Here is a 23,624-nt window from a genome sequence, read left to right as displayed (position 1 = left end):
ACCGCGAGGCGACATAATCACTGAGTTCGCCTTCCTGTTGCCCAGATACCAGGACTCAACTAGCGCACGAGGCGACATGGTCGCTCGCTCTCCTTGTCACATCGCTAAGCCTCGGCGAGGCGGCGTTCCGAAAGGAAATTGTTCGCGCCACTCATGTCCTCAAGGTAAAACGGCTCCGAAAAGTAGAAGCCCTGGGCTTGCCGGATACTCGTAGCCGCCTGCAGATATGCGAGTTCTTCGAAAGTCTCCACGCCTTCGGCGACGATCGTCATGTTCAAGGCAAATCCAAGCGAATTGATCGCGCGCAGGATGCTCTGGTTGCGCGGGCGCCGGTGTATGCCTGAGATGAATGAGCGATCGACCTTAATTTCATCTGCGGTAATATCGGCCAGCGCGCTTAACGAGGAATACCCAGTTCCAAAATCGTCAATTGAAACACGGATGCCAACGTCGCGGAGAATCGGGACGATCACCGTTTGAAATGCTCCCTTCGGTATGAATGAGTCTTCCGTCAGTTCCAGTATAATTCGATCAGGGACCTTGCTATCCCTTATCGCGCGCGTGAAAGGCAGCATGAACTCCAGATCGTTGGCAAGCGTCGCTGCCACATTGATGCTGACGGTCGTGCCGGACCCGAACGCCGCGTCGAGCCGATCGACCGATTTGATCACTATGTCCAAAACGCAGTTGGTAATCTGATCGATCAACCCCAGCTCAGTCGCGAGTCCGATGAACTCATCCGGCAAATGAATTTCGCCGTCATCATCCCGCAAGCGAACCAGAGCCTCAAAACCGACCACCCGCCGCCCGATGATATCGACCTTCGGCTGAAACGCGCAGCAAAATCTCCGATCTCTGACGGCGAGCCGGAGGCGCTGTTCGGCCTCCATCCGCGCGGTCGCCTCCTGCATCATGTTGATGTCGAAAAACACCGCCTCCCCCTTAGCGGACCGTTTGGCTTGGAACATCGCGTTATCAGCACTTCTTCGCAAATCCTCATAACTGCGACCGTGCTCCGGATAGACGCTTACACCAATGCAGCACGAGCAGAACAGTTCATGTCCCGCCATCAGGAACGGCTGCTTTAACTCATTGCGAACTCGTTCCACTATTGGCTCGATCTGCTGCATGCCTTCGAATGGTTCAAGTAGCAAAAGGAACTCATCCGCGTTGAGACGCGCCAGCATGTCGCTACGGCGAAGCTTGCTTACGATCCGCTGACTGATTTTAACCAACAAGGCGTCGGCTACGTTGCGGCCATAGCGGTCGTTGAAATACTCCAAATTACTAATATCGATGCGTGCGATCGCGAAACATCGCCCCCCGATGTCATCTCGGATCATCGCGTCAATATATTCAACGGCCGCCTCGCCGTTGGGAAGGCCGGTCAACTCATCGTTCGGCTTTTGAGCAACCCTCGATTTAGCCAAGACCGATGACGGCGTCGGACTTTCCGTTTTCCCCGCGACCTGAGCCGGTATAAGGCCGGGTGCCTGAGACTGCGGTGGCATACTGCTCCAATTGACAAAGCGATTTCGTCCGGACGTTTTGGCGGCATACAACGCCTCGTCCGCCCGTTTTACCAGGTCGGCGATTTCGCAAGCACCATCGGCGAGCGATGCTATTCCTATGCTGACGGTCACCCGTTCCCCGTGCGGCAGCCAGGTCGCAACGCCGGAGATCGCCAGTCGAATTTGATCGGCCAATCGTTCGACGTCCTGTTCGGCAGATATGCTGGACAGAATGCAGAATTCTTCTCCTCCATAGCGGCCAACCAGATTCCCTTCCCCGCAAATCTGCTTCATCACGTCCACCAGGCCAATAAGAACCCTGTCGCCGGCGACGTGGCCGAAGCGGTCGTTGATACTCTTGAAGTGATCCGCATCGAGCATGAGAAAGGATAGCCGCTGGCTTTGGCGGCGGGCATTCTGAAGCGCAACCTCTCCCTCTGCGAAGAAAGTCCGCCGATTCAGGCATCCGGTCAGCGGATCGCTCGTTGCCAGTCGTTGCAGCTGCTGGTTTTGCTCTGAAATCTTCAGTTGAGAAATATGCAACTGGTCGATTGAAATATGAAGCTGCTCATTGGTTTGATGAAGAACGGTGACGTCATCAAATGTTGCAATTACGCCGCGGACCACGCCTCTTCCGTCCAGGATCCGCGTCGCGTTGACCAGGAGCCTGCGCTGATTCCCGAAGCGATCATGGATACCCATGGATACGCCCAAAACCGGCTTCTCGTCGCGCATCGCAGCTCGCCAGGGAGGCTCCGGTGCTTGCGTGCCATCGTCCGCCAGCAGCCACGGCAGGTCGCCTGCGTCAATGCCAAGAAGGCCTTCGGGAATGGTATAGATGTTTTTGACAAATGCCTCGTTCGCAAGCAGTACATATTCCCGTTCGTCCATTATCAGCACGCCTTCAGCAAGCGTGTCGAAGGCCTCCTTGACCCGTTCCGGTATCGCGCGGCCGGGATCCAATTCGCGAAGCGACCGCTTCAAGATAAAATAATAGCCGGCGAAGCCCGCGATGCCGATGAAGCCGATAAACGGCATCATGGCTTGTGGCACTCCGAGAATATTTTCTTTCGTGTCGAACGGTCGAAAGACGATCTCGATCCTGCCTTGCGGCGCGTCGGCGTCCCGCAATGGTATCGACATGTGAGTGGCCGTGGATTTTCCGTCCGCGGGCTCGATCCAATAAGCATCGTGACCACCTGCCTCGACGAGCAGTTTGCCGTCTGCGCCGCGAATGGCGATCGACAGAATCTCGGGATTGCGGCTGACCACGGACTCCATCGTTTCCTTGATCGCAACGGCGTCATTTCGACCTGCCAGATTCGCGAGCTGAACAGCCAGATTTTCGGAAACCCGGCCTCTTGCCTCCAAAGCCGCGCCGGCTCCATTTGGAACCAGCCCAAACGAAACGGCGATGAAAATGAGACTCATCGTTAGCGAGAGCAGCCCTACGCTGATCTGAAGCGTCGGCGTGATGAATCTCTTCATGCTCCGGAATCGCGGACATGATGGTTGAATTTGCGGGCGTCATCGAACATAAGGTCCACCCTTGAGTGTTGCTGAGACCCGGCGTTCTTGCGCCTCGGTTGGAGGACGACCATCAGAGGGTCGAACCCGCGCCAAAGCGGCATCGAGGACAGCAGGGCGCTGAGCAGCGCACCTCCTCGGAGAAGCCAGCCCACAAATCCGGCGGTTAGTGCAATGCTGGCCACGGCGATCACCTTGACCGGATCTGCGCGCATACTGAGTTTCGAATTTCGTACTTCGGACAACTCTCGGTCCAATGCCTGAAACAGCGCGCTGTGATTGAGTTTCGACAGGGCGAAGTCGATCAGGCCGGCAGGCTTGTTTGGAGCGGCTGCGGCCGCACAAGGTTGAGTTCGCGGGTTCGATGAGAGGCCTGTGGCGTAACCCCAGGTATTGTCCTTTGCTCCGTCGGATTTCCCGATATTCTCGCCGGGGCAAGCAACCGTCGCGGGCGGATTTGAAGTCGCCGCCATGTAAGGCGATTGACCTGCAAACGGGACTGCCACCGGCCCGTTCAAGCTGATCTGCGGTTGGTCAACCCTCACCGGTCCCACGTCGGGCCCGGCGGCTGGGCCGGTCGGTTTGGCAGATGAAACAGCGACCGCTGGCTTGCCGTTGCCACCATTGCCGGTGTTGACACTGCCGGAAGAATTTTCAAGCCCGGAAAGTACGCCGGTGTCTGCGGCTTTTTGCGGGTCTTTCACCGACATGCCTGGGATCCATTGCGACGGCGTGTCGGTCAACGATCCCCGCAGCGGGGTGACGACCCAGTTTCCTGGGTTGGTGCTTACGACCGTGTAATTAGAATTGGTAAGCGCCCCCGTTACGTTCAGCGAGTATTGACCGACCTTGCTGCTATCGGTGACGCCAAACGAATTTCTGAGTCCGGTCAGCACACTGACGTTCTGGCCGTTCTGCAAGCCTGTTGCGGAAAGACCAGGATTCGCCGGCGACGAACCGAGTGTCGAGGTCCCTCCATTCGCCGTGACACTGACCGGTGCCGGGTTGACGGTCCAGGTTGCAGCGTTGCTGTTGGCAACGACATAGTTGCCGTTGGTAAGCGAACCAGCGACGCTCAACGTGTAGCTGCCGGCATTGGTCACGTTGGTGACGCCGAAGGAGTTGCTGAGCCCGATTAGCACGCTGACGTTCTGGCTGTTCTGCAGCCCGGTCGCGGACAGACCGGGGTTGGTCGATGAGGCGCCGTAGGTCGAGGTCCCCCCATTCGCAGTGACGCTGACTGGTGCCGGATTGACGGTCCAGGTCGCAGCGTTGCTGTTGGCAACGACATAGTTGCCGTTGGTAATCGAACCGGCGACGCTTAACGTGTAGCTGCCGGCATTGGTCGCGTTGGTGATACCGAAGGAGTTGCTCAGCCCAGTCAGCACGCTGACGTTCTGGCCGTTCTGCAGCCCGGTCGCTGACAGACCGGGGTCGGTCGATGAGGCGCCGTAGGTCGAGGTTCCCCCATTCGCGGAGACGCTGACCGGTGCCGGATTGACGGTCAGAAGCCCGCTGGCATAGCCGATGGCGTAATTCGAAAGTCCGGTGCCGAGCGCGCTCGAAGCCGTAATCGCATAGGGCCCGCCCGCAACGTTCGCCGCGGCGGTCGAGCCTGAACTGCTCAGTGTCGCGCTTGTAACGGTGTCACCGTTCACCAGGCCGCTTGTCGTAAATGCCGTCGTCCCTAACAAAGCGACGGCACCGTAGGTCTTCGACTGGTTTGAAGCTATGATCGTCAGCGGCCGGAGCGCGACATTGAGCGTCTCGTTGACGAACCGAAGTGAATAGCCGCTTTGCACGGCCAGCGTTCCCTGAGCGATATAGGCAGGGGCTGAGGCGCCTGCTGGGCTGGTGGGCGACAATGTCGTATCGACAACAGGCGCACCGCTGAAATAGGTCGAACAGTTCGCAGCGCACAGCACGTTGCCGAGTGTATCGGTGACCTTATAAGTGAAGGTCGGGGCGTTTCCGTAAACCGGGTTGCCAAAACTCGCGTCGGTTGCGGTGATCACGACAGTGGTGGTCGGAGATGACGGCGGCCCCGGAAGTTGCCAGTTCAGGAGAGGATATCGTCCGGAAGCTGCGGTCCAGAACGAGGAGCTTAGGCCTGCCGGCAATGAGCCGTTCTGGAATATTGATGTCGTCAACCCTGTCACGCCGGCCGAAGAGCCACTGCCGACGCCAGATGACAGCCCGGTCGTCTGCGTGTCGAAATACGACTGGCTGATGCTTCCGCCGCCAGAGTTCGTACCGACAAGCCCGCCGATACCTGAGAGCAATCCGTTCACCGCGCCCGTGGCGTCTGAACTTGCGATACTTCCGTTGTTGGAGCCAACGAGACCACCGGCGGTGCCAAGCAGAGAGGTTTGAACCGTGCTGGTCGCGTAGGAATTGCTGATAGCGCCGCTGGCGCCGTTCCGCCCCACAAGCCCGCCGACATTGGACAAAACGCCGCCCAAGAGGCCACCACTGACTGCGCCGGTGACAAAGGACCCACTGATCGTACCGCCAGAATTGACCCCGGCGAGACCGCCGACATTGGTAAATCCAGTCACGGACGCATTCACCAGACCGACATTGCTGATCGACCCGCCGTTGACATCACCAAACAACCCGACGTCACCGGTCAATCCCCGATTGATGGTGAGGTTGGAGATGGTCTGCCCCATTCCATCAAGCCTGCCGGTAAAGCCGGCACCAGCGGTGCCCAGTGGCGCGAAGCCGGCGCCTGCATTCCAACCGGCCGTCACCGTCGCATCGATATTGGTGCCGAGCGCGTAGTTCGCAGCGAGATTGTTGGTGATGTTCTGAAGATCATAGATGCTGTTGACCAGCATCCAGGGCCTGAGCGTTGCTGCGCTGACGAAATTCGACCAGGTTTCCACAGCTGGCGTCCCGGTGTAACTCGTCGCATTCACGGTCCCCGCCGCAGCGTTCGTGCCGCCGCTGACGAGGGTTCGGTTGGACGCGGGGTTGTAGTAGAGATCGACGCTGCCTGACGGCAGGCTGGCCTGGGTGCCGCCGGCGAAATTGATCGTGCCTGTTCCGGTGCCGCCCGAATCGGCCCGCATCGTCAGGCTTGCGCCCGATCCGGTCCCGGTGATCGAAGCGCCGGAAGCGAAGTTGATGCTACCCGCGGCTTTGAGTGTCAGGTTACTGCTACTCGACCAGGCAATCTGCGCATTGGACATCAGGTTGATGTCGCCGGTGGCCCCGTTTGCGCCGGTCGCATAGTTCGTGTCCACGGTGACATTGGAGACCGCGAGTTGGGTCGAGAGGAACTGCGCCGTGAACGTGTCGGGGCCGTTGAGCGCCTTGCCCGCGGCCAGAGTCGTCTGGTCGATAATGTTTACCGTTCCCGGATCGAACAGGATGCTTCCCATCTTCCCGTTTGCGGCTGAGAGATTCGCGAGCGGGGTCTTCGTGTAGTCACCGGTCAGATCGAGTGACGACTTTCCGGACACTTCAACCTGACCACCATTGCCGCTCAGCGGACCGCCGCGCGCCGTGATATCCCCGCCAAATGTGGTGGCGCCGTCGGCCCAGACCGTGACGTTGCCGCCATTGCCGTCGACGGTCGCATCGGCCCTGATCGTGGTGTTTGAATCGACCGTCGTGCTCGACGCAGTTTGCAGACCGCCACTCCCGTGTGGGCGGCCGCCGATCAATACCGTCCCGCCGCCGGCACCGCCGGAGACATCGACGATTGCGCCCCTCAGCGCTATGTTGCGCCCGGTGACGGTGATTGAACCGCCATTTACATGCCTTCCGGCGGTCGCGAGGAGATTCCCGGAGACGATGACATTGCCGCCCGCACCACCCCCGAGCGTAATATTGCCGCTATGGCCTGAGACGGACCGCGCCGATAGTGAACCGGATATATTGACGGCGTCGCGTACCGCCTGTTGCGCGGTCGCGGCCTTGATCGCGATGCTTCCGCCAACCGCGTTGACGCGTCCGGCGACGTCGACCAACGCTCGGCCATCGGCGGCGACGGCATTGGTCGGGATCGCTACCTGTAGAAACCCGTCCCCCGTCGGGTCGATCGTGGCTTGCTCGCCCGAGCCCAGGCCTACTCGGCCGAGCGGAACGATGATCGTGCCGGAGTTCGACACGGTGCCGCCGATGAGACCAACAAATCCGCCCGGCGCACTCGAGATGGTCCCCGCATTTCTGACGCTCGCCGACGCGCCATTCCCGTTGAAAAGGAAGTTGCCGGCGTTGAAGTCGGCGTTCGTGATGCCGAGCGTGGACGCGATAAAGCCGCCGCCGACCTGTACCGACCCGGTCGACGTGATGGCGATGCCGTTGGGATTGACAAGGAAGACCTGCCCGTTTGCCGCGATCTGACCGGCGATGTTCGAAGGCGTCGAGCCGGTTACGCGATTGAGAATGGCGGACGACGAATTCGGCTGCAGGAAATTGACGCTATTGGCCTGGCCAACCGAAAAACTGTTCCAGTCGATGACGGCTTTTGATGAAGTCTGGGTGATCGTAAGCGCGCCTCCCGAGGGAGCTCCGATTTTCGCCTGCCCGGATGCAACCGCTCCACCCTGCGGCAAGATGCCTTGGGCGCGCGAGACGCTCAATGTCGACGAAGCCAATGTCGCCGACGCAATGACGAGCAACGCTTGACGCATCACCGACTCACGGGCAACCCGGCAGGAATTCTTCCACGCTACACACATCAGAACGTCACCATGGCATTCACATTCGCCCGCCAACCCTGGCGCAAGCCCACAAGGTCGGTGTATTGCCGCGCCAGCTCGAGACCGAAACTCAGGCCTGGCTGGCCAGCCGCAACGTCGACGGTGCTGCGGACACCAAGTCCAGCCGCGCTGGCGTTGATCGTCGATTGTTCGACCGCCGTGATGTCGAACAGCCAGCCGCGCCCAATCGAGCCGAACACATAGGGTGAGACGGTTGCGCTGACGGCACCGAACCGCGCTGCGAATGGGCGCACCAGTTCGCCGCGAAACGTCGCGCCCTGATCGACGTTGAACGTTCCGGCAGAAAAAGCGGAAACCGCCTCGGTGCCGTCAAGCGCGAACTGCTCCGAGCGCAACATCGGTCGGCCGTTGGAAAACTGTCCGGATCCGATCAGATCGAGGCGCAGGTCGGCCAGCAGCGGCTGCGACACGCGAACATTCCCGGTGATCTTGGTAAAATCCGGACCGGCTCCCGCGCGCGACAAGGGAACACCGGATGCAACGGCGTCGACCTCGGTACGGCCGCCAAGCCCCTGCGAGAGAACAGCGCCGAGCTGTAGCCCGGCGCCCCAGGGCAGAGTCATGGTGTAGTCGGGGCCAACCCTGATGACACCATAACGATCGCTGTTGAGGGTGACACCGAACGTGGGAGCGGCGAGTCGTTGCGTCACATACTCGACCGATGCGTTGACGTTCAGTGATGAACTACGGGTCCAGATCACTGGATCATGCAATCGAAGTGCGAAGCGCTCGAATGTTCCGATCGAAGCCGGCACGCCCGGTGCCGGCGGAGCTTGCGTTTTGGAATAGGTATATTCAGGATTGAGGGTGAGGCCGTTGGTACCCAGCGGTATGACGGCGCCGCCGCCAACGACCGTCAGCGGCGAGCGCCCGGCGACCGCGGCACGCAAATCCGCGCCCGAACCTGCGGTGCCATAAATCTGCTCACCAAAGCCGAGCGCGTCGTTGGCGGCGACGGTGCCGCGCAATTGCCACGTCCCGAGCGAACGGCTGAGACGATCGTCGGTGCTCAGCGAACCCGTGACAAGATCGTGCACGCCTTCGAGAACGAGCCTGGTGCCGCCGTCGCTGGTGCCGCGCTTCAGCGTGCTTTTCAATTTGAGGCCGGGTATATCGCCCGCAACAAGCAGGCCGCGCTCGATGGCATCACGCTTGAGGCGGCGAAGACCGACAAGGAAGTCGAGACGCGCGGCGACCAGGCGATTGACGCGTTCAGGAACGCCCATCACATCGATACTCTCGATGAACCCGTCGACAACGACGATCACGAGCGGACCGCGATCGACGAGATTCTGAGGTGGAACGACCACCCGGGCGAGTAGGTACCCCGCCTGGGCATAGATCTGCTCGATCGACTGTGCAAATGCGTAGATCTGCGCGACGGAGACCCGCTTGCCGCTGATTTCGCCGACCTTTGCCGCCGTCAGCGGAGCTAGCTCGGCAAACGCGCCGTCCAGCCGCACATCGCCAACCAGAATATCAAGGTGCTCGGCACCGACGGGCGCCGTCGAGACGGACTGCCTGGACAGGGCAATTCCCTGGTCGCGCCCGCCGGAATCGGGCCGAAGATTCTGCGGTGTGACCTGACTGGGAGCCGTAACCTGGGCACAGCCCATGGTCGGCGCGGCAACCAGCAAAATTCCCGTTGCGACGATGTCCAGAAACGCGCGCGCATAGGTCAGGCGCGCCTTTGGCTTTCGGCGTCGGCCGTTGAGAGGATGGCAGAGCCCAGCTCCAGTCGTTCGGCGACGCGTCGACACAAATAAATCCCGCCTTGGCAACTCGAATGTCTACATTTCATCGAGTTTCTCAAAGCAGGATGAAGATCAGCTATATGCTTGCCCCTAAGGAGATAGATGGGACGAGCGGATTCTATGGTCAAATCAAAATTGATTGGGATATAGAAATTGAGCCGATTGGGGGATTGCAGCGGACCAAACACAGGTATTTTGACTGGCGTTTGCCTGGCGCTTCTCGCTGTGCGATGCGATAAAAAATGCGAAGGAACTCCGTTCGAAACAACGGGAAATAGCTGATGCTCAACGCAAAACTCAGGCAGATCTCCATACTCATCATCGCGATCGCGACCAGCACATCGACGGCATCAGCGGAGTCGCCGCCGGTCCCAGGCGATGGCGGTGTCCCCGCGTTCTACACCTGGACCGACAAGGTGCCGCCCACGCCCGGACAGATGCTGCGTACTGAGCCGTTGACGGCTACTCAAAGCCTCACTGAGGCCGGGCAGAACATCCGGATCCTGTACACGTCGACCGACAGTATCGACAGCCACACGCCGATCGTCGTGTCCGGTGCGCTATTCGTGCCGAAGGGGACGCCGCCACAAGGCGGGTGGCCGCTGATGGCGTGGGCGCACGGCACGGTCGGTAGCGCCGACGCATGCGCACCGTCGTTCACGAGCCGCAGCGGACGCGACTCGCGCTACTTGAATCACTGGCTCGCGCAGGGTTACGCAGTCGTCGCGACCGACTATCAGGGGCTTGGGACACCCGGCCTGCATCCCTACGGGCTCACGCGTCCGCTCGCGTATGGCGTTCTCGACAGCATTCGTGCGGTGATGCAGGGCAGCTTCGACGTGTCGACGCGAGTCGTCGTCTTCGGGCAGTCGCAAGGCGGCCGCGCTGCTTTCGCGACGGCCGTCTATGCGAAGACCTATGCGCCCGAGTTGAACATCGTCGGCGTGGTCACGACCGGTACACCGTACGCGGCCGTCCACGATCAGGATGACGAAGAGCTGGCGAACGCGCACAAGTCGGTCGTCCCGACCTTCGCGTACGACGTGCTACGGATCAGTACCGCAGCAATGCTCGATCCGTCGTTCGTCCCCGCCGACTACGTTGACGACCGCGCCATGCCCGCGTTCGAACTCAGTCAGCGCGCGTGTCTGCGTGCGATCGAGCAGAAGATCGTCGCGGATGGGCTCACGTTCGACAGCAGCTTCAAGCGCTCGCCGAAGTCGGCGCTCGGTGCGATCAACCGCGAAGCAGCGTATCCGACACTGCAGTCGGACATTCCGATCTTTGTCGGTACGGGTGGCAAGGATCGCGATGTATTCGTGCCGGGCCAAGTCGCGCTCGTGAACGATGCCTGCAAGGCCGGCGACCGGATCGAATGGCATTTGTATCCCGAGCTCGACCATTCCGGAACCGTCAACGGGTCCCTTCCCGATTCCACGCAGTTTGTCGCGAGAGCATTTGCGGGCGAGCATATCGACGGCAATTGCAAATCCCTGCCAAAGGTTCAGCACGAGTAGAGTCGGCTTCGCGGAGTGGGATATTGACCCCGTCCTGCCTCCACCACACCCGCAGTGAAGCAGCGGGTCCCGCAACTGCTCAGAGAATCAACTCGCCTCTGGTTTAAGCAACGCGGTCCCGCAATGCAGGCTCCGCCGTCAAACGCAAGGTCGCATCGATCTGCTCCGGAGCCATTGGGCGCCCGAACAGAAAACCCTGCACGAGGTCGCAGCCAAGTTCCTGGAGCAGCAAATGGTGACCCGAGGTTTCGACACCCTCCGCCACGACCCGCAGTCCGCAGGCCTGCACCAGCGCGATCATGCCGCTGAGGATCTCGCGCTGCTTTTCGTGCGGAGCGAGAAAGCTGCGATCGATCTTGACGACGCTGCAGGACAGGCGGCGCAAATATCCGATATTGGCGTAGCCTGAGCCGAAATCGTCCAGCCACAACGCGACGCCGAGTGCCTTGAGATCGCGCAGGCAGTTTTCAACGGCATTCGATTTTTGCAGTTGAACGCCTTCGGTCAATTCCAACACCAGGCGATTGGGAGCAAGGCCGGACTCGCCGAGAATCCGCGCGACTGTTGCGGCAAAGGCGGGTTGAGACAGGTTGAGCGGCGACAGATTGACGCTCACCTGAACAGGTTCGCGCCAGCACGAAGCTTCCCGGCAGGCGTTCACCAGCACCCACTCGGTCAGCGGGCCGATGAGGCCGCTTTTTTCCGCGACGGGAATAAACTCCATTGGCGAAACGCTGCCTCGGACTGGATCGTTCCAACGCGCCAGAGCCTCGACAGCGATCGGGAGTCGCGTAACAGTGTCGTAAATCGGCAGGTAACAGAGATGAATGTGGCCTTCATGGAGGGCGGTCCGAAGATCGTTGGCAAGTACGGCGATCCGGCTCTGTTCCTCGTTCGCAACCGGGGCGCTTCCCTTGCGGCTCGCAGCCGCCTTGTCCCGCAATTCAACCGCGAGACGTTCGAGTTCTTCGTCGTACAGCAGGGGGACACCAGCTCCGCTATATTTCGCGGCGTAAAGCGCCTTGTCGGCTAACAGAAGCAGCGGTCCGGCGGCATCGGCGTGCGTGGGTGCGCAAGCGATCCCGATGCTGACGCCGATCTTGGCCTCGCCGAACGCGCCGAGTGAGTGCGTTTCGCTTAGCCGCGAGGTGACGCGCTGCGCGGTCTTGATCGCCTCGACTGCCGAGTTGTTGGGCAGCACGATTGCAAACTCATCTCCGCCCAAGCGGGCCGCGGTGGCGTCCTGCCCGATGCATTTTAACAACCGGGCCGCGACCTCCTGCAGCAGGACGTCGCCCGCGGCGTGGCCAAGCCGGTCGTTCACATCCTTGAAACCGTCGAGATCGAGACAAAGCAGAGCGCAATCGACGCCGCACCTGGCCTGGTCAATCGCTTCGTCGAGCCGCGAGTTGAACAGCAGGCGGTTGGGAAGCTTGGTGAGGCCGTCATGCTGAGCGAGATACTCGATCTGCGCCTCGGCGCGGCGGCGTTCGGTGATATCCTCGTAGGTGCAAACCCATCCACCATCCTCCAAGGGCTGGTGAGAGATTGCGATCAACCGTTCGCCGCCGAGTTCCTGCAGGAAAGTTCCCTTCTGCCGCTTATCGATGAAGGCCTTGCGGAGCGAATAGATGTCGTTCACCGAGCGGCCCGGGTAGTTGCCGATCGCGCAGCTATAGGCGAGCACGTCGTAGAAGCTGATGCCGATCGGCAGCTTCGCCATCTCCTGATTGTAAATCTTGCAGAACTGCTCATTGACGAGTTGCAGCCTGTCCTGGGCGTCGTACAGGCAGATGCCCTGCGGCATCGTGGCGATGGCGCGTTCGAAACGATGGCGGAACGCTCCCGGACGGGCGAAGCGCCAAGATAGGTCATAGCGAACAGCGGCAACCAATTGCGCCAGCTGGCGTTGAGCGCCAGGCGCTGCCGGCAGATAGTCCACAATGCGGCGCCACATACTCACGCGGTCACTCTACTCAGTGCCATCAGAACTTCATCGATCAGATCATAGGAGTCTGAGTACCGGGTTAAAAAGCCATGCAATTTCCGCTATTTCAGCGGGTTGGCGCCCTTGATGATCGCACGCCGCCGGGTTGCCCCCGCCAATCCCGACGCAGACACTGGGCCAGAATACGACATTTTTCCTACACGCAACGTAGCTATCGTGCCTCACGGAGCCGCCGAGGGCCTGGCCATGAAGCAATACGTGACGGTCGGATTGACGATCATCGCCGGAGCCGCCCTGATCGAGGTGGCGCTCATTCCGGGCCTGATCATCGGTGGCGCGGCCATGCTCGCACCCAGCTTCCTGCCGGGCCTACGTCGCCGGAAGCGAGAATCCGGGACGACGTCGCGCCAGGACTCGACGCCCGCAACCTCCTTTCTGAGCCAGCTGCCTGTGAGGCTGCCGCGGTCCATCAAGCTGTCGCGAACGCTGCTGCCGAAGCTGGTGCTCGGGCAGACCGTCGCCAAGACCATCACCTTCCGGGTCATCGTCACGAGCCTCGACTTCACCACGAACTATCTGGTGATTGGCGAACTCGGCGCTGCGGCTGGTCTTTCATCGTTCAACCTGGTCGCCGGCCCCCTGTTCTATCTGGCCCATGAAGCCGCCTGGAATTACCTCAAGCCCTCCGACACCGAGGTCGACCTCGCCGCGCTTGCTCCGCACGCAGGGAACGCTCGATCAGCCGGCGACACCGGCATCATGATCAGCCGCGCCCTGGCCAAGACAATCACTTACCGGGCGATCGCAACCGTGGTGGACTTTACCACCAACTATGTGGTGGTGCGCAGCATCACCGAAGCGACGATCCTGTCGGCCAGCGGCTTCATACTCGGTCCCTTTGTCTATTTCGGCCATGAAAAGACTTGGGACTATTTCACATCGCGAGCTGATCTGCCAATGGAGACCAAACTCCTGCCGGCCCCGGCGTGATCTCAGCCTCTGCGCCGAGCTGCCGAAACTCGCGTCGCCTCGCGATATGTCAGAGCTCGACGTCCAACAGACCCAGAATATATCCGAGCGTGAAATCCAACCCGATCGCGCCCACCATCATCGCCAAAATCAGCATCTTCCCGGTCATATCTGCCTCCGTGGCTGGCACGAACTGTGTGATTGTTATGGTTAATGAATCGTTGCCGCGCATCGACGAAGTAGTACGCGAACTCCTCCATCTGCGTCGTTTCCAGAAGCTGGACCGGCGCGCCGCTGCCGATCTCGTTCGCGACCATCGCCGCCGGCAGCAAGCACGCGCCCTGCCCTGACAAGACCGCGTCAGGAGAAGACCGGTGTCGTTGGCGGGTCGCCGATCTACTGCGCTACGAACGGAATCTGCGCTTTGGCGGTTGCCGTCCAGATCCTGGTGTCGCTGCCGATCCCGCCATATTCGCCGCCAACGGCGATGCGGGCGCCGCCGGGGAGCTTTGCACCAAGTCCGGCGGTCAGACGGGCTGACCAGCCCTGCAGCAGCGGTGTCGAAGCGAGCGGCACTCCGCCTGCTGCGGTGATGTCGGCGGCGCTATCGCTGGTGAAATAATAGTCGCCGTAAGCGCCAAGATACGGCAGCAGCAAGATGCTGTCGGTCCAGCCGATCGGATATGACGCCTTGATGCCGGCGGACGCGCGGCCAGTGCCGAAATCGTGGCTGCCCTGCTGCGTGCCGAGCGAGTCGACATAGGCATTCTCGTTCTCCCACAGCGCATAGACCTTGGCCGAGGGCTCCAGCATGAATCCTCCCGCCGAGTACCTGCCGGTCAGGCCGGTCGAGATCATCCAGCGGTTGCCGCTGAAATTGCCTTGGGCGATACCGGCCGTGCCGTTATAGCCGATGCCCGAATAGGTCACCGCCGCGTCGTAGCGCAGCGTCGGATTGATCTTCCATCCGAGATATGACCCGACCGTCCATCCGTCGCCGCTCAGCTTGCCGTTGATGTCGTCCTCGACATAGTTGAAGGTCTCGTAGCCGCCGAGCACGCCGACCAGGAAGTTCGGCGTCAGCTTGTAGCTCACCCCCATCAGCGCATTGACCTGCAAGCCGTGCAGCGTCGACTGGGTGACCAACATTCCTGAAGGCGCCGTCGAGGAGGCCCAGCGATCAACGCCGCTGCCGCGAACATCGACCCAGAACAGCCAGTCCTTCTCCTCATGGAATTTCTTCGGCGCCTTTTTTGGCGGATCGATTGCCGAGAAGGCGTCGTCGATGCGTGAAGAGCCTGTGCGCTGCCGGATCGGCCTGGCATTCAGGTCCGTATACGCGCTGGTACTGCCATTGACGCCCAGCCTCGTTGCCGTCCCCGCCTTGCCCTGATCGTCATCCTCCCCGGCGATGAACTCGTCGGCCGCGAAGTTGAAGCGGATGCCGGAGCGCGACGGGTTGATGAACGCGCCACCGGCGTCGAAGCCTTCCGTGATCGCATCGTCGATCGCGCCTGAAATCGCCTGTCCCGAGCTTTGCGCCACCATCCGGGTGACGTTGAGCTGCATCGCGCGCAGCCTGACGCTGTCGGCGGGGACATTCACGCTCTGCGCCAGCGCCGGCGAGGTGCTCGGCCCATAGGTGGCGCTGCCGGCATAGCTGGCGGTGATGGTGTGGCTGCCGGTAGTCAGGCTCGAGGTGGTAAAGGCAGCGACGCCCGAGGCCAGGGCCGCCGTCCCGATCGCGACCCCGCCATCGTTGAATGTCACGTTCCCGCCAGGCGTTCCGCCGCTTGCGGTGACGGTCGCGGTGAATGTGACCGGCTGGCGGAAACTGCTCGGATTCAACGACGAGGTGACCGCAACCTTGGTCGCGATCACCCCGACCGTCAGGCTGAAGCTCGCCGCGGCCGACGAGCCGAGCGTGTCGGTGACAGTCACGGTGAAGCTGGTAGCCGCCGTCGGCGTCGTTGGCGTGCCTGATATCGCGCCGTTTGCCGTTTTGAAGGTGAGCCCGGCGGGCAGCGCCGGCGAGACGGCGTAGGTCAGGCTGCCGCTGCCGCCCGAACCGATCACCGGCACCAGGTTGGTGACGGGCTGGTTGACGGGCAGCGTGGTCGACGGGATTGCAACGGCCACGGTGACCGCGCCGTTGACCGTCAAGCTGAACGTCGCCGTCGCCACGGCGCCATTGGTATCGGTCACTGTCACCGTGTAGTTCGCGGCCGCGGACGTGACTGTCGGTGTGCCGGTAACGGCGCCGCTGGCCGTGTTGAAGCTGAGACCTGCCGGTAGCGCCGGCGAGACGCCGTAGGTGAGCGCACCGGTGCCGCCTGACGCGGTCACCGGCGTGAACGCCGTTGCGGGCCGGTTCTGCGTCAGCACCGTCGACGCGACGGCCTGGGTCGCCGTGACGGCGCCATTGACGGTCAGGTTGAAGGTGTTGCTCCCGGTGGCGCCGTTGGCGTCGGTCACCACGACCGTGAAGGTCCTGGCAGCGCTCGCGACGGTCGGCGTGCCGGTAATGGCGCCGGTCGAGCTATTGATGCTGAGGCCGGCAGGCAGGCTCGGCGAGACGCTGTAGGCCAACGGCGGCGTGCCGCCGGATCCGGTCACCGGCGTGAAGGAGGTTGCGGCCTTGTTCTGCGTCAGCATCGTGGAGGCGACGGCCTGGGTCGCTGTCACCGTGGAGTTCACGGTGAGGCTGAAGCTGTTGCTCGCACTGGCGCCGTTGGTGTCGGTCACCGTCACCGTATAGGTCCTGGTTGCGCTCGTGGAGCTCGGCGTGCCGGTTACGGCGCCGTTGGCGCTGTTGATGCTGAGACCGGCGGGCAGACCCGGCGAGACGCTGTAGGTCAGCGCGCCGGTGCCGCCCGAGCCGGTCACCGGCGTAAAGGCAGTTGCGGCCTTGTTTTGCGTCAGGTTCGTGGAGGCGATGGCCTGGGTCGCGGTGACAGCACCATTAACGGTCAGGCTGAAACCAGCGCTCGCAGTGGCGCCGTTGGTGTCGGTCACTGTCACCGTATAGGTTGTCGTTGCCGCGATAACGGCCGGCGTGCCGCTGATGGCGCCGCTGGTCGTGTTGATGCTGAGGCCCGCGGGCAGGCTCGGCGCGATGCTGTAGCTCAGAGCCCCCGTGCCGCCGCCGCCGGTCACTGGCGTGAAAGACGTTGCGGCCTTGTTCTGCGTTAGCGACGTGGAGGCGATGGCCTGGGTCGCCGTGACAGCGGAATTCACGGTCAGGCTGAAATTTGCGGTCGCGGTCGCGCCGTTGGCATCAGTCACCGTCACCGTATAGCTCGTGGCCGTACTCGACACCGTGGGCGTGCCGGTAACGGCACCGCTGGTCGTATTGATGCTGAGGCCCGCAGGCAGACTCGGCGAGACTATGTAGGTGAGCGGCGTCGTCCCGCCACCGCCGGTCACCGGCGTGAAGCTCGCCGCCGCACGATTCTGCGTCAGCGTGGTCGAGGCGATCGATGTCGAGGCCGTGACGTTGCTGTTGACCGCCAGGCTGAAAGTCGCCGACGCCGTTGCGCCAACGCTGTCGGTCACCGTCACCGTATAGGTCTGTGCCCCGGAGGTGGCGGTCGGCAGGCCACTGATCGAACCCGAGACGCTGCTCATGGCGACGCCCGCAGGCAAGGTCGGCGACACCGTGTAGGTGAGCGCGCCGCTGCCGCCGCCACCGGTCACGGGGGTGAAAGCCGTCGTGGCCCGATTGACGGTAAGCCCCTTGCTGGCGATCACCGTGGTCGCCGAGACCACCCCGTTCACGGTCAGGCTGAAGGTGTTGCTCGCGGTGGCGCCGTTGGTGTCGGTCACCGTCACCGTATAGGTGGTGGCCGCACTGGCGCTGGTGGGTGTGCCGGAGATGACGCCCGATGTCGTATTCATCGAGAGACCGGCCGGCAGGGTCGGCGAGACGCCGTAGGAGAGCGAACCCGTGCCGCCCCCGCCGGTCACCGGTGTGAAGGCGGTTGCCGCGTGGTTCGCCGTCAGGCTGGCCGAAGCGATCGATTGTGTCGCCGTCACGGCCGAATTCACGGTGAGGGTAAAGGTGTTCGTCGCTGTCGCGCCGCCAGCGTCGGTGACCGTCACCGTATAGGTCGTGGCTGTGATCGTGACGGTCGGCGTGCCGGTAATGGCGCCGGTGCTCGCGCTGATGCTGAGACCGGTGGGCAGGCTCGGCGAGACGCCGTAGGTCAGTGCGCCGGTGCCGCCGCTGCCGGTCACCGGCGTGAACGACGTAGCGGCCTTGTTCTGCGTCAATGTCGTGGACGCGACGGCCTGGGTCGCAACGAGAGTGGTGTTGACGGTCAGGCTGAAGGTGTTGCTCGCAGTGGCGCCGTTGCTGTCGGTGACCGTGACCGTATAGGTCGTGGCGGAGCTTGTGACGGTCGGCGTGCCGGTCACCGCGCCGCTGGCCGTGTTGAAGCTGAGACCCGCGGGCAGGCTCGGCGAGACACCGTAGGTAAGCGCGCCGGTGCCACCACCTCCGGTCACTGGCGTGAAGCTCGCCGCATGGTTCTGTGTCAGCGCCGTCGATGCGACCGACTGCGTCGCGGTCACCGCGGTATTGATGCTGAGGATAAAGGTGTTGGACGCGGTGGCGCTGTTGGCGTCGGTCACCGTGACCGTGTAGGTCGTGGAGACGGTCGTGACGGTCGGCGTGCCGGTCACGGCGCCCGTGCTCGTGTTGAAGCTCAGGCCTGTGGGCAGGGTCGGCGAGACGCTGTAGGTCAAGGTGCTGGTGCCGCCGCTGCCGGTCACGGGCGTGACGGACGTCACCGCCCGGCCCTGCGTCAGGGTAATGGTCGCAACCGACTGCGTCGCAGTCACCGCCGGGTTCACCGCGAGTGTGAAGCTGTTCGTGGCAGTCGCGCCGTTGGCGTCAGTCACCGTGACCGTGAAGCTTGAGGCGGTGTGGGTCACGGTCGGTGTGCCGGTGATGGCCCCCGTGCTGGCGCTGATGGAGAGGCCGGCCGGCAGTGGCGGCGAAACACTATGGGAGAGCGGCGACGTGCCGCCACCGCCGGTCACCGGTGTAAATGACGTCGGAGACTTGTTCTGCGTCAGGGTCACGCTCGGGATCGACTGCGTCGCAGTCACCGGCGGGTTCACCGTGAGCTGGAAGGTGTTGCTCGCGGTCTGGCTGTTTGCATCGGTCACCGTCACCGTGAAGCTGCTCGCGGCGTGGGTCACCGTCGGCGAGCCGGTGATGGCGCCGTTTGACGCGTTCAAGCTGAGCCCCGCGGGCAGGCTCGGCAAGACACTGTACGACAACGGGGCCGTGCCTCCCGAGCCGGTCACCGGCGTGAGATTCGCCCCGACGTTCTGGGTCAGCGCAACCGACGCAATCGACTGCGTCGCCGCTACCGCGGAATTGACGACCTGGGTCAAACTCGACGAGCTGGTCGCGAAGTTCGCGTCTCCGTTGAAGATCGCGAAGACCGAATGGCTGCCGGCAGGAAGCGCAACGCTGCAGGTGGCCTGACCATTCGAAACGGGTTGCGCGCCGCAGCCCGCAATGGCGTTGCCGTCACTTTTGAACGTGACGGTCCCCTCGTTGACCGTGCTGGTGCTGGTCACCGTGGCCGTGAAGGTCTCGGTTTGGGGAGAGGTCGCCGGATTGAGCGAGCTTGCGACTGTAGTCGTGGTCGCGGGCGCCTGGACGATCGTGACCTGAAGCGTGAGTGGCTGCGTCGCGCTTCCGGAGGCAGTTGGATCGACAAAAAGCGTCACGGTGTCCGATGTTACGGACGTCGAGGAGACCGATACCCCATAATAAGTGTTGAGACTGGCTGATCCATCCGCGGCGCAACCGCCGCTCCCGGGTCCGCCGCTAGTGACAAAATTGCAAGAAAGGAAGTCGAACGTGTAAGTCGCTCCACTCGCACCGGTTGCAGTGAAGTTCGCAAATGACGGCGATTCCGTATTGCTTGCATAGAATCCAAGGTCGAAAGGGTCGCACGTGTTGCCGTCGCTGTCGGTGTTCGCGCCGCCGCCGACGAGGATCAGCGTCGGCGTTGCCGTCTTGCTCGAAAATGCCAGCGGGTTTGGTGAGACACACTTGCTCCAATCAAACGCGTAGGCTTGGCTCGGGGAAAATAACCAGAACAGGAACACAAACGCGGCTATCCACAGGCCCGATCTGGCAATGGCATTGCCGCGGGTGCACCCCGCGTTGCGACCAGAAATGCCGCCGCCCCTCAAATTCATCGGCGTACCAAAATAAAAAAATTTCAGAACGCTTCAGTACCAGTTCGTCGGCAGGCTTGCCTGCGGAAACGAAACTCAATCAGCGATTCGCAGCTACTGTCGATTCCGCGCCACACTGGGGTTCGAAACCGCAGCGAACGACCGCGAGATCAGAAGCCTGCTCACGTCGTTCGCCGACATCTCGTGATCGTTCGCTGATCCCTGCCGGCCAATTTGTTTCTCGCGAGCAATGATCCGCTATCTGTCGTGAGCCGATCGGGCCGGCCCCAGGATCCACTCCCTGAACGCGGCGATCTTCGGAAGCCCTTGTCTGTTGTCGGGGCAAACGAGGTAGTACGCGAACTCCTCCATCTGCGTCGTTTCCAAAAGCTGGATCAGCGCGCCGCTGCCGATTTCGTTCTCCACCATCGCCGCCGGCAGCAGGCCCGCGCCCTGCCCCGACAAGACGGCGGTCAGGAGAAGACCGGTGTCGTCGAATGACGGCCCGCGCGGCGCGCGAACCTCCTCGATGCCGTTGGTCTGAAACCACAGGCTCCATCCCTTGCGATCGGCATCATGGACCTGCGGCCAGCCCGCGAGATCGGCTGATGATGTCGGCCGTCCGAGGCGCGCGACGAGCGACGGCGCCGCAACCACCACCATCTCGACTGTGACCACGCGGTCGCTGCGCAGACCGGGATAGCGGCCGAGACCATGACGAACCGCGACGTCGACGCCGCTTCGTGAAAAATCCACCAGCGCGCCGCTGGTGACGATCTGCAGATCGATCTCGGGATGCATGGTCTGAAACGACGCCATGCGCGGCACCAGCCAGGCGGATGCGAAGAACGGCGTGACGCTGACCGTGAGCACGCCGGCGTCGGTCGACGCAGCGACGCGGCGCGATGCCTCCGCGATCTGGCGAAACGCATTGCGGATCGACGGCAGATAGTCGCGCCCGACGTCGGTGAGATAGATGCCGCGCGGCACGCGCTCGAACAGTTTTACGCCGAGATGCAATTCGAGCGTCTTCAGCATCTGGCTGACGGCGCCGGGCGTCACGCAAAGCTCCTCGGCCGCGAGCTTCACCGAGAGATGGCGGGCAGCGGACTCGAACGCCTTCAGCGCATTCAGGGGCGGAAGCTTATGGCTCATGATTTAGATTTTCTAATCTAATAAGAGAAGGAATTCTGGTTTGCGAACTCATGAATACCAGTACTTTATTAGCATATCGTGCTGCCTTGAACCGCGTCAATGCGGACAAACTTTTGCTAGACACATTAGATTTTCTACATACTCGTTGGGAAGCGTATCCGCCCGGCGACACCGCCAACCGCACAACGCCATCGGAGCGACCATGAGGACGACTGCTGTGACCACCGATCATCCCAAGACAAAACTGTTCTACGGCTGGCTCGTCGTGGCCGCTGCCTTCGTCGTGACGTTCGTCGGCTTCGGCAGCGCCTACACGTTCTCCTCGTTCGTGGAATCCCTGCAACGCGATTTCGGCGCCTCACGCGGTTCGGTGTCGCTGGTGTTCTCCTTCGCAGGCTTCCTCTATTTCGGCCTCGGCGTGATTTCGGGTCCGTTTGCCGACCGCTGGGGGGCGCGGAACCTGGCGGCGCTGGGCATGGGGCTGGTCGGTCTTGGCCTTGTCCTGGCGAGCCAGGCCCAGACCATCGTTCAGGTCTATGCCGCATACAGCATTGGCATCGGAGCCGGTGTCGGCTGCGCCTATGTGCCGACGCTCGGCGCCGTGCAACGCTGGTTCGTCAAGCGGCGCGGCTTCGCATCGGGGCTCGCCGTCAGCGGCATCGGCGTCGGAACGCTGGTGATGCCGCCGCTCGCGACCTGGCTGATTGCAAACCTCGGCTGGCGCGACGCCTATCTCGTGCTGGGCATCATGGCCGCCGTCATCGGCATCGGATCATCGTTGCTGATATCAGACGATCCGCGCCGGCATGGCACCGGACCGGACGGCGATCCACTCGATCAGCTGTCGGGTTCGCCCGCACGCCAGGGCGTATCGATCCGCGATGCGGTGCGGACACGCCGCTTCGCCGGCCTCTATGCGGCGTGCCTGATCAGCGCCTTCGGGGTGTTCGTCCCGTTCGTGCATTTGGTGCCCTTTGCCGTCGACCATCAGGTGGCGCCGGCGGCTGCGGTGTTGCTGCTCGGGATGATCGGCGTCGGCAGCACCGCCGGCCGTTTCTTTCTGGGCGGCATCGCCGACCGGATCGGACGGGATACGTTCCTCATCGCGATGTATGCCGGGATGGCCGTCTCGCTCGCGATCTGGGCGGTCGCCAGTGGATTCTGGTCGCTGGCGATCTTCGCGCTGCTGTTCGGCGTGTTCTATGGCGGCTGGGTTGCGATCCTGCCCGCTGTCGTCACCGACCATTTCGGCGGCCGCAATGTCGGCGGCATCATCGGTATCCTCTACACCAGCGTCGCGATCGGAACGCTGCTGGGCCCGAGCGCGGCAGGCTTCGCATTCGACGTCAGCCACAGCTATGTCATTCCGATCGCGATCAGCGCCGCCGCCAACGTCGTCGCCGCCCTCATCGCGGTGGCGACGATGCGAACCGGCTCGCCGGTTGCGTCGACGGTGCCGTCATGACGGCCGGCGCCCGGCTGTGCTACGCTCCACTATCACCTCGATAGTCAGTTTCGTGTCCTACGATGACCCATTTCGCCTCGACCAATGCCTGGACTTATCGACGAGCTGACGATGCCGGCATCGTCGAGCTCGCATCGTGGCGCGGTGCGGGCTCGCTCGGTCTCAAGCCGCATTTCCATGATGAGACCCAGATCGTGCTGGTTCTGTCGGGCGCCCGCGCCTTCCGCGTCAATGGCGCGACCGTCACGGTGCCGGCGGGGCATGCGGCATCCATTCCAGCGGGGCTGCTGCATGCGCCGATCGCGACGTCGGACCAGGAGACAGTTTGCCTGAACGCCTATGTTCCGGCCAGCCGCTCGCCGTCGGTGCTTCGAATCTCCCGCATCCACCGTCGTTGGCAGAGCGTCCGCGACGTATCGCCTGAACACGTCCGGGAGATCGCGGACAACATCCTGTCTCGCGAACGCCTTCCGTCGACCGTGACTTCAGACAGGGCGAAGCTCGGTCACAGCTTGACGGAAAGCACCGAGCGGATCGGCGACATTGCCGCGCGCTTTGGCCGAAGCCGTGAAGGATTCAGCCGCCTGGTGACGCGCCAACTCGGGGTCTCGCCGCACGCGTTCCGGATCCTCGCCCGGCTGAACCTTGCCCGGCAATTGCTCAGGGACGGCGAGCCGATCGCCGCGGTGGCGGCCGAGGCGGGATTTTCCGATCAGAGCCACCTCACTCGGCTGTTCCGCCGGACGTTCGGAACAACGCCCGGCGTCTACTGGCGCGATTAAACTGAAGTCACAGACGTTCCAGACGGGTCCACGCGGCGCCCGCTATCGTCCCAACCCGAGAG

At 62.3% G+C, this 23,624-nt stretch carries 13 protein-coding genes; 6 read left to right on the top strand and 7 right to left on the bottom strand.

What is annotated here, in order from left to right:
- Positions 1-104 precede the first annotated feature (104 nt).
- The 3 genes from UP10_RS43200 to UP10_RS21385 are packed head-to-tail and all read right to left on the bottom strand — an operon-like array spanning position 105 to position 9,531.
- On the bottom strand, positions 105-2,999 hold the full coding sequence (locus UP10_RS43200) for a diguanylate cyclase domain-containing protein (RefSeq protein ID WP_082077210.1): 2,895 nt from the start codon (positions 2,997-2,999) through the stop codon (positions 105-107).
- Positions 2,996-7,681, bottom strand: coding sequence for a beta strand repeat-containing protein (locus UP10_RS21390; protein ID WP_044589258.1), 4,686 nt, complete (start codon positions 7,679-7,681; stop codon positions 2,996-2,998). The genes UP10_RS43200 and UP10_RS21390 overlap by 4 nt, the downstream gene beginning before the upstream one ends.
- 47 nt (positions 7,682-7,728) lie before the next feature.
- Positions 7,729-9,531, bottom strand: a complete 1,803-nt coding sequence (locus UP10_RS21385; RefSeq protein WP_044589257.1) for a ShlB/FhaC/HecB family hemolysin secretion/activation protein — start codon at positions 9,529-9,531, stop codon at positions 7,729-7,731.
- 275 nt (positions 9,532-9,806) lie between these two features.
- On the opposite strand from UP10_RS21385, the gene UP10_RS21380 reads away from it, so the two are divergent.
- Positions 9,807-11,042 (top strand): alpha/beta hydrolase, encoded by a 1,236-nt coding sequence (locus UP10_RS21380; RefSeq protein ID WP_044589256.1) that lies wholly within the window; start codon positions 9,807-9,809, stop codon positions 11,040-11,042.
- 103 nt (positions 11,043-11,145) lie between these two features.
- Here UP10_RS21380 and UP10_RS21375 read toward each other — a convergent pair whose 3' ends face one another.
- Positions 11,146-12,849 (bottom strand): EAL domain-containing protein, encoded by a 1,704-nt coding sequence (locus UP10_RS21375; protein ID WP_502692230.1) that lies wholly within the window; start codon positions 12,847-12,849, stop codon positions 11,146-11,148.
- Positions 12,850-13,116: 267 nt separating this feature from the next.
- On the opposite strand from UP10_RS21375, the gene UP10_RS21370 reads away from it, so the two are divergent.
- Positions 13,117-13,980 (top strand): DUF2061 domain-containing protein, encoded by an 864-nt coding sequence (locus UP10_RS21370; protein WP_082077208.1) that lies wholly within the window; start codon positions 13,117-13,119, stop codon positions 13,978-13,980.
- An 89-nt stretch (positions 13,981-14,069) separates the two neighbouring features.
- A complete protein-coding gene (locus tag UP10_RS44480) occupies positions 14,070-14,309 on the top strand; it encodes a hypothetical protein (protein ID WP_156180197.1) in 240 nt (79 codons plus the stop codon).
- A 46-nt stretch (positions 14,310-14,355) separates the two neighbouring features.
- Here the strand turns inward: UP10_RS44480 and UP10_RS21365 are convergent, their stop codons facing one another.
- Complete coding sequence (locus UP10_RS21365) at positions 14,356-19,551, bottom strand: putative Ig domain-containing protein (protein WP_502692229.1); 5,196 nt, start codon at positions 19,549-19,551, stop codon at positions 14,356-14,358.
- On the opposite strand from UP10_RS21365, the gene UP10_RS45905 reads away from it, so the two are divergent.
- Positions 19,490-19,648, top strand: coding sequence for a hypothetical protein (locus UP10_RS45905; RefSeq protein ID WP_245321804.1), 159 nt, complete (start codon positions 19,490-19,492; stop codon positions 19,646-19,648). The genes UP10_RS21365 and UP10_RS45905 overlap by 62 nt on opposite strands.
- Before the next feature lie 393 nt (positions 19,649-20,041).
- On the opposite strand, the gene UP10_RS45345 is transcribed toward UP10_RS45905, so the two are convergent.
- Complete coding sequence (locus tag UP10_RS45345; protein WP_197086870.1) at positions 20,042-20,260, bottom strand: hypothetical protein; 219 nt, start codon at positions 20,258-20,260, stop codon at positions 20,042-20,044.
- A 158-nt stretch (positions 20,261-20,418) separates the two neighbouring features.
- Entirely contained in the window at positions 20,419-21,315 is an 897-nt protein-coding gene (gcvA, locus tag UP10_RS21355) for a transcriptional regulator GcvA (RefSeq protein WP_044589253.1), read from the bottom strand.
- A 202-nt stretch (positions 21,316-21,517) separates the two neighbouring features.
- On the opposite strand from gcvA, the gene UP10_RS21350 reads away from it, so the two are divergent.
- Both UP10_RS21350 and UP10_RS21345 read left to right on the top strand, forming a co-directional pair.
- Complete coding sequence (locus UP10_RS21350) at positions 21,518-22,780, top strand: MFS transporter (RefSeq protein WP_044589252.1); 1,263 nt, start codon at positions 21,518-21,520, stop codon at positions 22,778-22,780.
- 62 nt (positions 22,781-22,842) lie between these two features.
- Entirely contained in the window at positions 22,843-23,562 is a 720-nt protein-coding gene (locus UP10_RS21345) for an AraC family transcriptional regulator (protein ID WP_044589251.1), read from the top strand.
- The last annotated feature ends 62 nt before the right edge of the window (positions 23,563-23,624 follow it).

The organism is Bradyrhizobium sp. LTSPM299, from assembly GCF_000938235.1.
GTDB lineage: Bacteria > Pseudomonadota > Alphaproteobacteria > Rhizobiales > Xanthobacteraceae > Bradyrhizobium.
This window is presented reverse-complemented; position numbering and strand designations above follow the sequence as displayed.